Annotated in this window: 28 protein-coding genes; all 28 read right to left on the reverse strand. The window is 61.3% G+C overall.

The genetic code is table 11. From position 1 onward, the window contains the following. Window positions 1-50: 50 nt before the first annotated feature. Window positions 51-476, reverse strand: coding sequence for a 50S ribosomal protein L17 (gene rplQ / locus ASC48_RS16715; RefSeq protein WP_026355984.1), 426 nt, complete (start codon window positions 474-476; stop codon window positions 51-53). Between the two features lie 79 nt (window positions 477-555). Continuing rightward, window positions 556-1620, reverse strand: coding sequence for a DNA-directed RNA polymerase subunit alpha (locus ASC48_RS16720; protein WP_019965848.1), 1065 nt, complete (start codon window positions 1618-1620; stop codon window positions 556-558). Between the two features lie 44 nt (window positions 1621-1664). Then, window positions 1665-2054 carry a 30S ribosomal protein S11 gene (rpsK, locus tag ASC48_RS16725; protein ID WP_019965849.1) on the reverse strand — a complete coding sequence of 130 codons (390 nt, stop codon included), beginning with the start codon at window positions 2052-2054 and terminating at the stop codon, window positions 1665-1667. Between the two features lie 67 nt (window positions 2055-2121). Further along, window positions 2122-2490: a 30S ribosomal protein S13 gene (gene rpsM, locus ASC48_RS16730; RefSeq protein ID WP_026355986.1), complete on the reverse strand. Its 369-nt coding sequence runs from the start codon at window positions 2488-2490 to the stop codon at window positions 2122-2124. A 164-nt stretch (window positions 2491-2654) separates the two neighbouring features. Next, window positions 2655-3260 (reverse strand): adenylate kinase, encoded by a 606-nt coding sequence (locus ASC48_RS16735; protein WP_055456850.1) that lies wholly within the window; start codon window positions 3258-3260, stop codon window positions 2655-2657. Beyond that, window positions 3257-4588 carry a preprotein translocase subunit SecY gene (gene secY, locus ASC48_RS16740; protein ID WP_055456851.1) on the reverse strand — a complete coding sequence of 444 codons (1332 nt, stop codon included), beginning with the start codon at window positions 4586-4588 and terminating at the stop codon, window positions 3257-3259. The genes ASC48_RS16735 and secY overlap by 4 nt, the downstream gene beginning before the upstream one ends. Window positions 4589-4635: 47 nt before the next feature. Next, entirely contained in the window at window positions 4636-5106 is a 471-nt protein-coding gene (gene rplO, locus ASC48_RS16745) for a 50S ribosomal protein L15 (RefSeq protein ID WP_055456852.1), read from the reverse strand. 17 nt (window positions 5107-5123) lie between these two features. Continuing rightward, window positions 5124-5318 carry a 50S ribosomal protein L30 gene (gene rpmD / locus ASC48_RS16750; protein WP_019965854.1) on the reverse strand — a complete coding sequence of 65 codons (195 nt, stop codon included), beginning with the start codon at window positions 5316-5318 and terminating at the stop codon, window positions 5124-5126. Window positions 5319-5359: 41 nt separating this feature from the next. Continuing rightward, on the reverse strand, window positions 5360-5929 hold the full coding sequence (gene rpsE, locus ASC48_RS16755) for a 30S ribosomal protein S5 (protein WP_019965855.1): 570 nt from the start codon (window positions 5927-5929) through the stop codon (window positions 5360-5362). A gap of 38 nt (window positions 5930-5967) precedes the next feature. Then, entirely contained in the window at window positions 5968-6330 is a 363-nt protein-coding gene (gene rplR, locus ASC48_RS16760; protein WP_055456853.1) for a 50S ribosomal protein L18, read from the reverse strand. 12 nt (window positions 6331-6342) lie between these two features. Beyond that, entirely contained in the window at window positions 6343-6876 is a 534-nt protein-coding gene (gene rplF, locus ASC48_RS16765) for a 50S ribosomal protein L6 (RefSeq protein WP_055456854.1), read from the reverse strand. Between the two features lie 41 nt (window positions 6877-6917). Further along, window positions 6918-7316: a 30S ribosomal protein S8 gene (rpsH, locus tag ASC48_RS16770; protein ID WP_055456855.1), complete on the reverse strand. Its 399-nt coding sequence runs from the start codon at window positions 7314-7316 to the stop codon at window positions 6918-6920. A 12-nt stretch (window positions 7317-7328) separates the two neighbouring features. Then, window positions 7329-7634: a 30S ribosomal protein S14 gene (gene rpsN / locus ASC48_RS16775; RefSeq protein ID WP_055456856.1), complete on the reverse strand. Its 306-nt coding sequence runs from the start codon at window positions 7632-7634 to the stop codon at window positions 7329-7331. 33 nt (window positions 7635-7667) lie between these two features. After that, a complete protein-coding gene (gene rplE, locus ASC48_RS16780; RefSeq protein WP_055456857.1) occupies window positions 7668-8222 on the reverse strand; it encodes a 50S ribosomal protein L5 in 555 nt (184 codons plus the stop codon). Further along, complete coding sequence (gene rplX, locus ASC48_RS16785) at window positions 8215-8532, reverse strand: 50S ribosomal protein L24 (protein WP_019965861.1); 318 nt, start codon at window positions 8530-8532, stop codon at window positions 8215-8217. Before rplX ends, rplE begins: the two co-directional genes overlap by 8 nt. Continuing rightward, complete coding sequence (rplN, locus tag ASC48_RS16790) at window positions 8532-8900, reverse strand: 50S ribosomal protein L14 (RefSeq protein WP_013652493.1); 369 nt, start codon at window positions 8898-8900, stop codon at window positions 8532-8534. Before rplN ends, rplX begins: the two co-directional genes overlap by 1 nt. Window positions 8901-8969: 69 nt before the next feature. Beyond that, window positions 8970-9197, reverse strand: a complete 228-nt coding sequence (gene rpsQ / locus ASC48_RS16795; RefSeq protein WP_019965862.1) for a 30S ribosomal protein S17 — start codon at window positions 9195-9197, stop codon at window positions 8970-8972. 10 nt (window positions 9198-9207) lie between these two features. Beyond that, window positions 9208-9408: a 50S ribosomal protein L29 gene (rpmC, locus tag ASC48_RS16800; RefSeq protein ID WP_019965863.1), complete on the reverse strand. Its 201-nt coding sequence runs from the start codon at window positions 9406-9408 to the stop codon at window positions 9208-9210. 22 nt (window positions 9409-9430) lie between these two features. Then, entirely contained in the window at window positions 9431-9844 is a 414-nt protein-coding gene (gene rplP / locus ASC48_RS16805; RefSeq protein ID WP_019965864.1) for a 50S ribosomal protein L16, read from the reverse strand. 40 nt (window positions 9845-9884) lie between these two features. Next, the gene (gene rpsC, locus ASC48_RS16810; protein ID WP_055456858.1) at window positions 9885-10613 is read right to left on the reverse strand and encodes a 30S ribosomal protein S3; all 729 of its coding nucleotides are present in this window, start codon (window positions 10611-10613) and stop codon (window positions 9885-9887) included. Then, window positions 10613-10993: a 50S ribosomal protein L22 gene (gene rplV, locus ASC48_RS16815; RefSeq protein ID WP_019965866.1), complete on the reverse strand. Its 381-nt coding sequence runs from the start codon at window positions 10991-10993 to the stop codon at window positions 10613-10615. Before rplV ends, rpsC begins: the two co-directional genes overlap by 1 nt. 2 nt (window positions 10994-10995) lie before the next feature. After that, the gene (gene rpsS, locus ASC48_RS16820) at window positions 10996-11274 is read right to left on the reverse strand and encodes a 30S ribosomal protein S19 (protein WP_019965867.1); all 279 of its coding nucleotides are present in this window, start codon (window positions 11272-11274) and stop codon (window positions 10996-10998) included. A gap of 12 nt (window positions 11275-11286) precedes the next feature. Next, on the reverse strand, window positions 11287-12120 hold the full coding sequence (rplB, locus tag ASC48_RS16825) for a 50S ribosomal protein L2 (protein WP_019965868.1): 834 nt from the start codon (window positions 12118-12120) through the stop codon (window positions 11287-11289). Between the two features lie 16 nt (window positions 12121-12136). Further along, complete coding sequence (locus ASC48_RS16830; protein WP_019965869.1) at window positions 12137-12430, reverse strand: 50S ribosomal protein L23; 294 nt, start codon at window positions 12428-12430, stop codon at window positions 12137-12139. After that, a complete protein-coding gene (gene rplD / locus ASC48_RS16835; protein ID WP_055456859.1) occupies window positions 12427-13047 on the reverse strand; it encodes a 50S ribosomal protein L4 in 621 nt (206 codons plus the stop codon). Before rplD ends, ASC48_RS16830 begins: the two co-directional genes overlap by 4 nt. Next, entirely contained in the window at window positions 13047-13754 is a 708-nt protein-coding gene (gene rplC / locus ASC48_RS16840; protein WP_055456860.1) for a 50S ribosomal protein L3, read from the reverse strand. Before rplC ends, rplD begins: the two co-directional genes overlap by 1 nt. A 23-nt stretch (window positions 13755-13777) precedes the next feature. After that, on the reverse strand, window positions 13778-14086 hold the full coding sequence (gene rpsJ, locus ASC48_RS16845; RefSeq protein WP_013652482.1) for a 30S ribosomal protein S10: 309 nt from the start codon (window positions 14084-14086) through the stop codon (window positions 13778-13780). Window positions 14087-14151: 65 nt separating this feature from the next. Continuing rightward, a complete protein-coding gene (tuf, locus tag ASC48_RS16850) occupies window positions 14152-15342 on the reverse strand; it encodes an elongation factor Tu (protein WP_055456861.1) in 1191 nt (396 codons plus the stop codon). Window positions 15343-15345 lie beyond the last annotated feature (3 nt).

The following is a 15345-nucleotide window of genomic DNA, read 5'->3' on the forward strand; positions in this document are numbered from 1 at the left end:
AAAAGGCGGGCACAGGGCCCGCCTTTCTCGTTTTTTATACTTCCGGAATCTTACGCTGCGTTTTCAGCAGCCTGTTCCGCTTCGTGACGGGCACGGTCGGCAGCGCCGCGTGCAGACATGTCACGGTCAACCAGCTCGATCACAGCCATCGGTGCGCTGTCGCCGTACCGGAAGCCAGCCTTGACCACGCGGGTGTAACCACCGTTGCGCTCCTTGTAACGGCTGGCGAGCACGTCAAACAGCTTGCGGACCATGGCAACGTCACGAACCTGCGAGATCGCCTGACGGCGGGCATGCAGATCGCCGCGCTTGCCGAGGGTGACAAGCTTGTCCATGATCGGCTTCATTTCCTTAGCCTTCGGCAGCGTCGTGACGATGGCTTCGTGTTCAATCAGCGAGGCCGCCATGTTGGCGAACATCGCAGTACGGTGGCTCGTGGTGCGGCCGAGCTTGCGGCCGGATTTACCGTGGCGCATGGCCTTCTCCTTTAGACGTTAAGCGGGCATCCTCTGCGGTACTGCCGCCCTGTTGTTCTGCCAGGGGCGAAACCGCCCCTTAGTACTGATGGTCCTCGTAGCGCTTGGCGAGGTCCTCGATGTTCTCCGGCGGCCAGTTGGCCACGTCCATGCCCAGATGCAGCCCCATCTGTGCGAGAACTTCCTTGATCTCGTTAAGCGACTTGCGGCCGAAGTTCGGCGTGCGGAGCATTTCCGCCTCGGTCTTCTGGATGAGATCGCCGATATAAACGATGTTGTCGTTCTTCAGGCAGTTTGCCGAACGAACGGACAGCTCGAGCTCGTCGACCTTCTTGAGAAGGGCCGGGTTGAATGCCAGTTCCGGAACGCTGTCTTCTGCAATCTCGCGCTTCGGCTCTTCGAAGTTGACGAAGATCGAAAGCTGGTCCTGCAGAATGCGTGCCGCGTAAGCCACCGCATCTTCCGGCTTCACCGAACCATCGGTTTCGACCGTCAGCGTCAGCTTGTCATAGTCAAGAACCTGGCCTTCACGGGTGTTTTCCACCTTGTAGGACACTTTCTTGACCGGGGAGTACAGGCTGTCGACCGGGATCAGACCAATCGGAGCGTCCTCAGGACGGTTCCGCTCGGCTGCCACGTAGCCCTTGCCGGTGTTGACCGTAAACTCCATGCGGATTTCCGCGCCCTCATCGAGGGTGCAGAGCACGAGTTCCGGGTTCAGCACTTCAACGTCGCCAACCGTCTGGATGTCACCAGCGGTCACGACGCCAGGCCCCTGCTTGCGCACAACCATGCGCTTGGGCCCCTCGCCTTCCATGCGGATCGCTATTTCCTTGATGTTCAGGATGATGTCCGTCACATCTTCGCGCACGCCCGGAATGGACGAGAATTCGTGCAGAACGCCGTCGATCTGCACAGCCGTTACAGCAGCACCCTGCAGCGAGGACAGCAGGATGCGGCGCAGGGCGTTGCCGAGCGTGAGGCCGTAGCCGCGCTCAAGCGGCTCGGCGACCACGGTGCCGGTCGTACGCGGGTTTTCACCCGGCTTCACTTCCAGCTTGTTCGGCTTGATCAGCTCTTGCCAGTTCTTCTGAATCGTCACGTTCTTACCTCGTCGGCTGTCCCGCCGGAGCTCGCCGGCCATTCTTCGCCATTGGAGGAAACCAGGTATCTGAGAGTCGAAAAACCTCAGACGCGGCGGCGCTTGCGCGGACGGCACCCGTTGTGCGGGATCGGCGTCACATCGCGGATCGACGTGATGAGGAAGCCGGCAGCCTGCAGGGCGCGCAGAGCCGATTCACGGCCCGAACCGGGACCACGGACTTCGACTTCAAGCGTGCGCATGCCGTGTTCGGAAGCCTTGCGGGCTGCGTCTTCTGCAGCAACCTGAGCTGCGTACGGGGTCGACTTACGCGAACCCTTGAAGCCGAGAGCACCAGCGGACGACCAGGAAATCGCATTTCCCTGCGCGTCGGTGATGGTGATCATGGTGTTGTTGAACGTGGAGTTCACGTGTGCCACGCCAGAAGAGATGTTCTTGCGTTCGCGGCGGCGCACGCGTGTCGTGTCCTTAGCCATTCTTGATTCCTTGGTTTGATCTCTGCACCGCCGTAATACCGGCGGCTACACCAGCCGATGAGGCAGATTACTTCTTCTTGCCAGCGATCGGCTTCGCCGGGCCCTTGCGGGTCCGCGCATTCGTATGGGTGCGCTGGCCACGGACCGGCAGGCCGCGGCGGTGACGCAGGCCGCGGTAGCAGCCAAGGTCCATCAGGCGCTTGATGTTCATCGCGGTCTCGCGGCGCAGATCACCTTCCACGAGGTAATCGCGGTCGATGGTCTCGCGGATCGCCAGCACTTCGGCGTCAGACAGCTGATTCACGCGGCGTTCCGGCGCAATGTTCACCTTTTCGATGATTTCCTGCGCGAACTTGGCACCAATGCCGTGAATGTACTGAAGCGCGATGACAACGCGCTTGTTCGTCGGGATGTTAACGCCAGCAATACGTGCCACGTGCGTCTCCATATCTTGCGGCTTATGTCCGCGGTTACATTTCCCCGCGTCCGGTGGAGCCCGGCCCTTGCGGGAGTTTGTTGGCTGGCTTTGACCAGCACAGAATGTGCCGGCCCCGGTGTTTCCGGGATCGGCACATAATCTTGAGGATTAGAGGGCGTTGTTTACCGGCTCTCAACCCGTTCGTCAAGCTTCGAAAGAACAGCAGCAATCGCGGCCGTCACATCATCGATCGGCTGCATGCCGTCGATGACCGTGAGAAGACCGCTCTTCTCGTAGTAGGGGATGACCACGGCCGTATCGCGGTTATAGGCTTCAAGACGCTGCTTGAAGACTTCCGGATCATCATCCTTGCGGACCGGCAGGCCGGCGGCCTTCGCCTCTTCCGCACGGTTGATGATTCGCGACACGAGCCTGGACTGGTCCACCCGCAGCTCGATCACCGCATCAAGACCGATGCGGTTTTCTGCGAGCATCTGGTCCAGAGCCTCGGCCTGGGCCAGCGTCCGCGGGAAGCCGTCGAGGATGAACCCCTTCTGTGCGTCCGCTTCACCAATCCGGTCACGGATGATGCCGACAACGATCTCGTCGGAGACGAGCCCGCCAGCGTCCATCACCGCCTTGGCTTTGAGGCCAACCCCGGTTCCGGCTGCGACGGCGGCACGAAGCATGTCGCCGGTCGACAGTTGCGGAATGCCATGTTTGGCAACAAGCCGGGCCGCCTGAGTACCCTTCCCTGCACCGGGAGGTCCGACCAGAATCAACCTCATCTACGCTTCCCCCTGAGCTTTGCTTTCTTCACCAGTCCCTCGTACTGGTGCGCAAGCAGATGGCCCTGGATCTGGGAAACGGTATCCATCGTGACGCTCACAACGATCAGCAGCGAGGTTCCTCCGAAATAGAACGGAACGCCCGTCGCGGAAATGAGGAATTCGGGTAATAGGCAGACCGCCGTGATGTAGATGGCGCCCAGTACCGTAATGCGGGTCAGCACATGGTCAATGAATTGAGCCGTACGCTCGCCCGGACGAATTCCCGGAATGAATCCGCCGTGCCGCTTCAGATTGTCCGCCGTTTCCGACGGGCTGAACACGATGGCCGTGTAGAAGAAGCAGAAGAACACGATCATTGCCGCGTAGAAGATCATGTACAGCGGCTGTCCATGACCAAGCAGCGTCGTCACCGTCGTCAGCCAGGCCGGACCGCTGCCCGCGGAGAACCCGGCAATGGTTGCCGGAATGAGCAGAAGCGACGAGGCGAAGATCGGCGGAATGACGCCCGCGGTGTTGAGCTTGAGGGGCAGGAACGACGTGTTGCCCTCAAACATCTTGTTGCCAACCTGGCGCTTCGGGTACTGGATCAGAAGCCGGCGCTGCGCCCGCTCCATGAACACGATCAGCGCAATCACACCAACCGCCAGAATGAGAAGCACCGGAATGAGCCAGCCTGCAATGGCGTCCTGACGGCCCAGCTCGAACAGCGAAACGAGTGCTCTCGGCAGACCGGCCACGATGCCGGCGAAGATGATCAGCGAAATGCCGTTACCGATGCCGCGCGAAGTGATCTGCTCACCCAGCCACATCAGGAACATGGTGCCGCCCGTCAGGCTGAGAACAGCGGAAATACGGAAGAACCAGCCCGGATCGGTCACCACATTGGCCGACCCCTCAAGCCCGACAGCGATCCCATAGGACTGCGCAATCGCCAGAAGCACCGTGCCGTAGCGGGTGTATTGGTTGATGACCTTGCGGCCCTGCTCCCCTTCCTTCTTCAGCGCCTCGAGCGACGGAACGACGGTCGTCATCAGCTGCATGATGATGGAAGCGGAGATGTAGGGCATGATGCCCAGGGCGAAGATCGCCATACGCTCGACGGCACCGCCGGCGAACATGTTGAACATGCCGATCACGCCAGACTGAGCCTGGCTGAAGGCCTGTGCAAAAGCGGCCGGATTGATCCCGGGTAGCGGGATGTAAGTGCCGAACCGATAAACCAAAAGCGCCCCCAGCGTGAACCAGATGCGCTTCTTGAGTTCTTCAGCCTTCGCGAAAGCCGAGAAATTGAGATTTGATGCCAGCTGTTCGGCAGCGGATGCCATGCCGTTCTCCGGAGGTTGCTGTCCGAGAAAAAGGGCGAAGCCCAGGCCTATTCGGCCTGAGCTCCGAGGATCACGACCTTGCCGCCGGCCTTCTCGACAGCCTCGACAGCCGTCTTTGAAGCGCCAGCAACTTCGAAGGTCACTGCGGCCTTCAGCTCGCCATCGGCCAGGAGGCGGACACCGTCCTTGACGCGCTTGACGATGCCAGCCGCCTTGAGAGCCTCAACCGTGATCGCAGCCTTGGCATCCAGCTTGCCCTCATCGAGAGCAACCTGCACGCGGCCGAGCGACACAATGTTGAAGTCCTTGGCAAAGATGTTAGTGAAACCGCGCTTCGGCAGGCGGCGATGCAGCGGCATCTGACCACCCTCAAAGCCCTTGATCGCCACACCGGAACGGGACTTCTGACCCTTCACGCCACGGCCACCAGTCTTGCCCTTGCCAGAGCCGATACCGCGGCCAACGCGGGTACGGCCCTTAACGGAACCAGGATTGTCCCGCAGGTCATTGAGCTTCATAGTCTTCTCTCCTGCCCTCACGCTTCGTCAACGATGCGGACGAGGTGCGGAAGCTTGCGGATCATGCCGCGCACTTCCGGAGTGTCCTTGAGCGTCGAGCGGCGGTGCATCTTGTTCAGGCCGAGGCCGATCAAGGTTGCCTGCTGCTCCTTGGGACGGCGCAGCGGGCTGCCAATCTGCTCGACCGTTACGGTCTTTTCGGTGTTCGCCATGGAACTACCCCTCGTTCAACTGGTTACCGGGGTGCCGGGCTTCAAGCCTCGGCACCTGCCGGAACCGTTTCGTCGTTGTCGCGGCGGCGGCCCTGAAGCACCGAGACCTTGAGGCCGCGACGGGCCGCGACAGCACGCGGGCTGTCTTCCTTGGTCAGGGCGGCAAAGGTTGCGCGCACCATGTTGTACGGGTTCGAGGAGCCAAGCGACTTGGCAACCACGTCCTGCACGCCGAGCGTCTCGAACACGGCGCGCATCGGGCCACCCGCGATGATACCGGTACCGGCCGGAGCTGCACGCAGGATCACCTTGCCGGCGCCGTGACGGCCCTCGACATCGTGATGCAGCGTACGGCCCTCGCGCAGCGGCACGCGGACCATAGCACGCTTGGCAGCTTCCGTTGCCTTGCGGATCGCTTCCGGCACTTCCCGAGCCTTGCCGTGGCCAAAGCCGACGCGGCCCTTCTGGTCACCCACGACGACGAGCGCGGCAAAGCCGAAACGGCGGCCACCCTTGACCACCTTCGCGACGCGGTTGATGTGTACGAGCTTGTCGACGAACTCGCTGTCGCGCTCTTCGCGATCGCGCTCCCGTGTGTCCTGTCTCGCCATATTATTCGTCTTCCGTTCTTCAGAGCGCCAAGCGCTGGTCAGAATTCAAGTCCGCCCTCGCGGGCTGCATCTGCAAGCGCCTTGATGCGCCCGTGATACATGTACCCGCCACGGTCGAACACGACCTGCTTGACGCCAGCGGCCAGAGCGCGCTCGGCGACAAGCTTGCCGACAACTGCAGCCGCAGCCACATCGGCGCCCGTCTTCAATGCGCCCCGCACGTCCTTTTCAAGCGTGGAGGCAGAGGCAAGGGTGTGCCCCTTGGCGTCGTCGATGATCTGGGCATAGATCTGCTTCGACGAGCGGAATACGGAAAGGCGCGGACGACCGTTCGCCACCTTCTTGATCGAACGGCGCACGCGGTCGCGACGACGCTCGAAAGCAGTTTTGCTGTTCGCCATGATCCGGGTCCGTTACTTCTTCTTGCCTTCTTTGCGAACGATGAACTCGCCCGCATAGCGAATGCCCTTGCCCTTGTACGGCTCGGGGCCACGGTATTCGCGGATGTTAGCCGCGACCTGACCGACGGCCTGCTTGTCGATGCCGGAGATGATAATCTCGGTCGGCTTCGGGCACTTGACTTCAATTCCCTCCGGGACCTCGTAAACGACGTCGTGAGAGAAGCCAAGGGCAAGCTGGACATTGCGGCCCTGCATCTGGGCACGGTAACCCACACCGGTGATCTCGAGCTTGCGTTCGAAGCCCTGGCTCACACCGGTGATCAGGTTCTGGATCATGGTCCGGGTCATGCCCCACATGGAGCGTGCCGGCTTGCTGTCATTACGGGGATCAACCTGGATCCCGGCATCCGTCATTTCGGCGAGCACCAGATCATTGAGCACGAAGGACAGCTGGCCCTTCGGTCCCTTGACCTCGATGGTGCGGCCGTTGATCGTTGCCGTTACCCCGCTCGGCACGGGGACTGGCTTTTTGCCAATTCGAGACATCTGATCAACCTTGTCACATAAATAGGAAGCTCACTGCCGCGTCAGAAGACGCGGCAGAGCACTTCACCACCAACATTCTCATCCCGCGCCTGATGGTCGCTCATGACGCCACGGGGCGTCGACAGGATCGACACACCAAGGCCATTCGCGACATGCGGAATGTTCTTTACCGACGAGTACACACGGCGGCCCGGCTTCGAGATACGTTCGATCTCACGAATCACCGGCTCACCGTCAAAATACTTCAGTTCGATCTCAAGCTCGGACTTGCCGTCTTCGAATTCGACCGTCGTGTAGCCACGGATGTAACCTTCCTTGGCCAAAACATCAAGCACATGCGCACGCAGCTTCGAATGAGGTGAGGACACCTTGTTCTTGCGGCGCAGCTGCGCGTTCCGGATGCGGGTGATCATATCACCCAACGGATCGGAAATTGCCATCGCAGCCTCTCCTTACCAGCTCGACTTGACCAGGCCCGGGATCTTACCCAGAGAGCCCAGCTCACGCAGCGCAACGCGCGACATCTTCAGCTTGCGGTAGAAGCCGCGCGGACGGCCGGTGACTTCACACCGGTTGCGCACGCGGTTCGGTGCCGAATTACGCGGCAGGGCCGCGAGCTTCAGACGGGCGGCGAAACGCTCTTCCAGAGACAGCGTTTCATCCTTGGCTGCGGCCTTGAGAGCAGCACGCTTTGCAGCGTACTTCTGCACAAGGCGCTCGCGCCGCTTGTTCTTCTCGATCGCGCTCTTCTTCGCCATCGTTTTTCCTCGTTCCTTTCCCGTATATCCGCGTTACTTGCGGAACGGGAAGTTGAACGCGCGCAGCAGTTCGCGCGCCTCTTCATCGGTGTTGGCCGTGGTGCACACGACCACGTCCATACCCCAAATCTGGTCGACCTTGTCGTACTCGATTTCGGGGAAAACGATGTGTTCCTTAATGCCCATGGCGTAGTTGCCACGGCCATCGAAGCTCTTCGGGTTCAGACCGCGGAAGTCACGAACGCGCGGAAGCGCGATGGTGATCAGACGGTCGAGAAACTCGAACATCTGTTCGCGGCGCAGCGTCACCTTGGCGCCGAGGGGCATGCCCTCACGCACCTTGAAGGTGGCGATGGACTTCGCAGCCTTGGTGACTACCGGCTTCTGACCGGCGATGAGCGCCAGGTCGTCCGCTGCGATACGCACCTTCTTGCTGTCAGCAACTGCCTCACCGACGCCCATGTTGAGAACGATCTTCTCAAGCTTGGGAATCTGCATCGGGTTGGTGTAGTTGAACTTCTCCTGCAGCTGCTTGCGCACCACTTCGTCGTAGTGCGTCTTGAGCCGCGGCACGTAGGTCTCAGCCATCGATCAGGTCTCCCGAACGCTTGGCCACACGGACCTTGCGGCCGTCTTCCTGCACCTTGAACCCGACGCGAGTCGGCTTGCCATCCTTCGGATCGGCTACAGCCAGGTTGGAAACGTGAATCGGGGCTTCCTTTGCCACGATGCCTGCTTCCTGGGTCTGCGTCTGGCGCTGGTGGCGGCGAACGACGTTGATGCCGCGCACGAGAGCCTTGTTGTCCGTCGGCAGCATCTGCAGCACTTCGCCGGTCTTGCCCTTGTCACGACCGGCGAGCACGACAACCGTGTCGCCTTTTTTAATTTTCGCAGCCATCAGAGCACCTCCGGCGCGAGCGAAATGATCTTCATGTGGTTCTTTGCACGGAGCTCGCGCGGCACCGGCCCAAAGATACGGGTGCCGATCGGCTCCTTGTTGTTGTTGACCAGGACCGCCGCATTGCGGTCGAACCGGATCACGCTGCCGTCGGGACGGCGAATGTCCTTCGCCGTACGCACGACGACCGCCTTCATCACGTCGCCCTTCTTGACGCGGCCGCGCGGGATAGCTTCCTTGATGCTGACGACGATGATGTCGCCAACGCGGGCATACTTCCGCTTCGAGCCGCCGAGCACCTTGATGCACATGACACGACGGGCGCCGGAATTATCCGCCACGTCGAGGTTTGTTTGCATCTGAATCATGACTTGGCCGCCTTGTTCTCTCTACGGCGCACCTGCCACGGGCGCCGGATGCTCAACAGAGCCGTGGTCTCAGGAGACCACGGTCCAACGTTTGGTCTTGGAGATCGGCGCACACTCTTCGATCTGAACCGTGTCGCCGACCTGGTACTTGTTCGCTTCGTCATGCGCCCGGTACTTCTTGGACCGGCGCACCGTCTTCTTGAGCAGCGGGTGAGTGAAGCGGCGCTCCACCTTCACCGTCACCGTCTTGTCATTCGCGTTGCTGACCACGGTGCCCTGCAAAATGCGTTTCGGCATTGAGGCCTCCTTACGCGGTTGCGGTCATGCGCTTATCGCGCATGATCGTCTGGATCCGGGCGATATCCCGGCGGATCTGCCGGAAACGACCAGTGTTTTCGAGCTGACCGGTGGCCTTCTGAAAGCGCAGGTTGAACTGCTCCTTCTTCAGTGCCTCAAGTTCCGTACGGAGCTCGTCGAGGGTCTTTGCCCTTACATCATTTGCCTTCATGGCTCAACTCTCCTCGACTGCCTTACTCGGCGATCCGCTGGACGAACCGGCACTTGATCGGCAGCTTGGCAGCAGCCAGGCGCATTGCTTCGCGGGCAACGTCTTCCGGCACGCCGTCAATCTCGAACATGATACGGCCCGGCTTGACACGGCAGGCCCAGTAGTCCGGAGCACCTTTACCCTTACCCATGCGGACTTCCGCAGGCTTGGAAGACACCGGCACATCCGGGAAAATCCGGATCCAAACACGGCCCGCACGCTTCATGTGACGGGTCATTGCACGACGGGCTGCCTCGATCTGGCGGGCGGTGACACGCTCCGGCTCCACGGCCTTCAGACCGAATTCGCCGAAGTTCAGGTCAGTACCGCCCTTCGCCATGCCGTGGATGCGGCCCTTGTGCTGCTTGCGGAACTTAGTTCGCTTCGGTTGCAGCATCGTTCTTCTCTCGTTCTTGCGTTACACGGGCGCTGCCTTTTCAGGCAGCGCGCTCGCGACCACGATCCCGGCGCTGGCCGCGATCACCCTGATTCGCATCCGAGCTTTCGGTCGCGCGGCGTTCAGACGCCATCGGATCGTGCTCGAGGATCTCCCCTTTGAAGATCCAGACCTTGACGCCGCAGGCGCCATAGGCGGTGTGAGCGGTCGCTGTGCCATAATCGATGTCGGCGCGCAAGGTGTGCAGCGGCACACGGCCTTCACGATACCATTCGACGCGTGCGATTTCCGCACCACCCAGACGGCCGCCGCAGTTGATACGGATGCCAAGGGCGCCCAGACGCATGGCCGACTGAACGGCACGCTTCATGGCGCGGCGGAATGCAACACGGCGTTCCAGCTGCTGGGCGATCGAAGCGGCAACCAGGGTCGCGTCGATTTCCGGCTTGCGCACTTCAACGATGTTGATGTGCACTTCGGCGTCGGTGATCCCGGCAAGCTTCTTGCGCAGCTTGTCGATGTCCGCACCCTTCTTGCCGATGACCACACCCGGGCGGCCGGAATGGATGGTCACGCGGCACTTCTTGTGCGGGCGTTCGATCACGATCTTGGAAACCGCAGCCTGCTTCAGCTCGTTCATCAGATATTCGCGGATGCGGAAATCTTCATGAAGCAGCTTGCCGTATTCGCCCTTGTTGGCGAACCAGCGGGAGTCCCAGGTGCGGTTGATCCCGAGGCGCATGCCGATCGGGTTAACTTTGTGTCCCATCAGGCAGTCTCCTCGACTTGACGAACAACGATGGTCAGGTTCGAGAACGGCTTCTCGATCCGGCCAGCGCGGCCACGTGCACGGGCATGGAACCGCTTGATGACAAAAGCCTTGCCCACATGGGCTTCGGCAACCACCAGGCTGTCCACGTCCAGGTCGTGGTTGTTCTCGGCATTCGCAATCGCAGACATCAGGGTCTTCTTGACGTCACCAGCGATGCGCTTGCGGGAGAACGTCAGATCCGCCAGAGCGGAACTTACCTTCTTGCCACGGATTGCAGCCGCCACGAGGTTCAGCTTCTGCGGGGAAACGCGCAGCATGCGCGTGACCGCCTTGGCCTCGTTGTCGGCGAGCGTCCGCTCACGCTTCGGCTTGCCCATCGTTACTTCCTCTTCGCCTTCTTGTCGGCGCCGTGCCCGTAGTAGGTCCGGGTCGGCGAGAACTCGCCGAGCTTGTGACCAATCATTTCTTCAGACACCAGCACCGGAACGTGCTTCTGTCCGTTGTATACGCCGAAGGTCAGGCCAACGAACTGCGGCAGGATCGTAGAGCGGCGGCTCCAGGTCTTGATGACCTCGTTCCGGCCGGTTTCGCGAACCTTGTCCGCCTTCTTCAGCAGATACCCGTCGACAAACGGACCTTTCCAGATCGAACGTGTCACGATCCGTACCTCTTACTTCTTGCGAGCATGACGGCTGCGAACAATGAACTTGTCCGTTGCCTTGTTGCTGCGCGTGCGCTTGCCCTTCGTCGGCTTGCCCCAGGGGGTCACCGGATGACGGCCACCCGAGGTGCGGCCTTCACCACCGCCGTGCGGATGGTCGATCGGGTTCATGGCCACACCGCGGGTGTGCGGGCGGATGCCGAGCCAGCGCGAACGTCCGGCCTTGCCCAGGTTGATGTTGCCATGGTCCGGGTTGGACACGGCGCCGATGGACGCCATGCAGGTGCCCAGAACGCGGCGCTGTTCACCGGACATGAGACGCAGGATCGTGTAACCCTGGTCGCGGCCGACGATCTGAACGAAAGCACCGGCGGAACGGGCGATCTGACCGCCCTTGCCCGGCTTCAGCTCAACGTTGTGGACAATGGTGCCGACCGGAATGGAAGCCAGCGGCATCGCGTTGCCCGGCTTCACGTCGACGGACTCACCAGCCACAACCATGTCGCCGGCAGCAAGACGCTGCGGGGCCAGGATGTAGGCCAGCTCACCATCCTCGTAACGGATCAGCGCGATGAACGCGGTGCGGTTCGGATCGTATTCCAGGCGCTCAACAGTCGCCGGAACGTCGAACTTGCGACGCTTGAAGTCCACCAGACGGTAGGAGCGCTTGTGGCCGCCGCCGCGGTTCGGTGCCGTCAGACGGCCGCGGTTGTTGCGGCCGCCAGTCTTGCTCAGGCCTTCGGTCAAGGTCTTGACCGGCTTGCCCTTCCAGAGATCGGCACGGTCCACCTGAACCAGCTGGCGCCGGCCGGGGGACGTGGGGTTGAAGGTCTTGAGTGCCATAATTGTCGTCCCAGCCTTAGAGTCCGGTCGTCACGTCGATCGAGTGACCCTCGGCGAGCGTCACAATGGCCTTCTTGTAATCGGACTGCTGTCCGATGCGGCCGCGGAAACGCTTCACCTTGCCCTTGCGGACCAGAGTGTTCACTGCAGTGACCTTGACGCCGAACAGGGCTTCAATCGCTGCCTTGATTTCCGGCTTGGTTGCCGAGTTGGCAACCTTGAAGACCACCTTGTTCTCTTCCGAGGCCATGGTCGCCTTCTCGGTGATCACCGGGCTGACGATCTTGTCGTAGTGAGCGATCTTGCTCATTTGAACCGCTCCTCGATAGCCGACACAGCAGCCTTGGTCAGAACCAGGGTGTTGCGGCGCAGGATGTCATAGACGTTGATGCCCTGAACCGGGAGCACGTCAACAGCCGGAATGTTGCGGGCGGCGAGTGCGAAGTTCGCATCCACCTCTGCACCATCGATGACCAGCACGCTGGCGAGGCCCAGCTTGCTGAACTTTTCCTTCAGCAGCTTGGTCTTGGCTTCAGCGGCCTTGGCGTCCTCGACAACGATCAGCGAACCGGCCTTCACCTTGGAAGACAGCGCATGGGCGAGGCCCAGGGCGCGAACCTTCTTCGGCAGGTCGTGGCTATGGTCACGGACAACCGGACCAAAAGCCTTGCCGCCGCCGCGGAACTGCGGAGCCTTGCGGTTACCGTGACGGGCGCCACCGGAGCCCTTCTGACGGACGAACTTCTTGGTCGTGCCGGAGACTTCGGCACGGCCCTTGGCCTTGTGGGTACCAGCCTGGCGCTTGGCAAGCTGCCAGCGCACAACGCGGTGGATCAGATCCGTGCGCGGCTCGAGACCGAAGATCCCGTCCGACACCGTGATCGAACCGGCGGCCGAACCTTCGAGGGTTTTGACCTCAAGTTCCATCACTCACTCTCCTTGCCCGTGGCTGCCTCGGCAACGGCCCGGAAAGCACCCGGAACCGGCACGCCTTCCGGCAGCGCCTTCTTGACGGCATCGCGAACCAGGATCCAGCCGCCCTTGGCACCGGGAACAGAGCCTTCGACCATGATCAGGCCGCGCTCGACGTCCGTGCGGACAACCTTGAGGTTCTGCGTGGTCACACGGGCATCACCCATGTGGCCGGCCATCTTCTTGCCCTTGAACACCTTGCCCGGGTCCTGACGCTGGCCGGTCGAACCGTGCGCGCGGTGGGACACCGAGTTACCGTGAGAAGCGCGGCCACCACCGAAGTTGTGGCGCTTCATGGAACCGGCAAAGCCCTTACCGATCGAGGTGCCGGTGACGTCGACAAACTGACCTTCCACATAGTGGTCGGCAGTGATCTCGGACCCGACTTCGATCAGGTTGTCCGGGCTCACGCGGAACTCAGCCAGCGTGCGCTTCGGCTCAACCTTGGCAACCGCGAAATGTCCGCGCATCGCCTTGGGCGTGTTCTTGACTTTGGCAACACCGGCGCCAAGCTGCAGTGCGGTGTAGCCGTTCTTTTCTTCAGTGCGGTGAGCAACAACCTGGCAGTTTTCGAGCCGCAAAACCGTGACCGGCACATGTTCGCCGGACTCGTTGTAAATGCGGGTCATGCCCACCTTCTGAGCGATCACTCCAGAACGCATTGGCGTAAACCTTTCGATCCGACTCAGAGCTTGATCTCGACGTCCACGCCAGCTGCCAGGTCGAGCTTCATAAGAGCGTCGACGGTCTGCGGCGTCGGATCGACGATGTCGAGGAGGCGCTTGTGAGTGCGCATCTCAAACTGATCGCGGCTTTTCTTGTCGATGTGCGGACCACGAAGCACGGTGTACTTCTCGATCCGCGTCGGCAGCGGCACGGGACCCCGTACCTGCGCACCGGTCCGCTTCGCCGTGTTCACGATCTCCCGGGTGGAAGCATCGAGAATACGGTGATCGAATGCCTTGAGGCGGATCCGGATATTCTGACCGTTCATTTCAGATTTCCCGATAAGACTGGGCCCTGCCGTCCGCCTGAAGCGGCAGCGGGGGCACCCGCCGATTACTCAATGATGGAAGCAACAACGCCGGCGCCGACGGTACGGCCACCTTCGCGGATAGCGAAGCGCAGGCCGTCTTCCATGGCGATCGGAACGATCAGCGTCACGACGACCGAGATGTTGTCGCCCGGCATCACCATTTCCGTGCCTTCCGGCAGTTCAACGATGCCCGTCACGTCCGTCGTGCGGAAGTAGAACTGCGGACGGTAGTTCGTGAAGAACGGCGTATGACGGCCACCTTCTTCCTTCGTCAGGATGTAGGCTTCAGCCTTGAACTTCTTGTGCGGCTTGACCGAACCCGGCTTGCACAGAACCTGACCACGCTCAACGTCCTCACGGCCGATACCACGGATCAGTGCGCCGATGTTGTCGCCTGCCTGGCCCTGGTCCAGAAGCTTGCGGAACATCTCAACGCCGGTCACGGTCGTCTTCTTGGTGTCGCGGATGCCGACGATCTCGACTTCCTCACCCACCTTCACGACGCCGCGCTCAACACGGCCGGTCACCACGGTGCCACGGCCGGAGATCGAGAACACGTCTTCGATCGGCATCAGGAACGGCATGTCGATCGGACGGTCCGGCGTCGGGATATACGCGTCAACGGCGTCCATCAGAGCGCGGATCGCGTCACGGCCAATGGCTGGATCGCGGTTTTCAACGGCCGCCAGAGCCGAGCCCTTCACGATCGGAATCTCGTCGCCCGGGAAGTCATACGAGGACAGCAGCTCGCGCAGCTCCATCTCGACGAGATCCAGAAGCTCTTCATCGTCGACCTGATCGACCTTGTTCATGAACACCACCAGAGCCGGAACGCCGACCTGACGGGCGAGCAGGATGTGCTCGCGGGTCTGCGGCATCGGGCCGTCAGCGGCCGAGCACACCAGGATCGCGCCATCCATCTGCGCCGCACCGGTGATCATGTTCTTCACGTAGTCGGCGTGACCCGGGCAGTCAACGTGAGCGTAGTGACGGTTGGCCGTCTCATACTCAACGTGGGCCGTCGAAATCGTGATGCCGCGCGCCTTTTCTTCCGGCGCTGCGTCGATCTGGTCATAGGCCTTGGCAACCGCGCCGCCGGTCTCAGCCAGCGTCATCGTGATCGCCGCAGTCAGCGTCGTCTTGCCGTGGTCAACGTGGCCGATCGTGCCAATGTTCACGTGCGGCTTCGTGCGCTCAAACTTTTCCTTCGCCATCGG

The organism is Pannonibacter indicus, assembly GCF_001418225.1.
Classification (GTDB): domain Bacteria; phylum Pseudomonadota; class Alphaproteobacteria; order Rhizobiales; family Stappiaceae; genus Pannonibacter; species Pannonibacter indicus.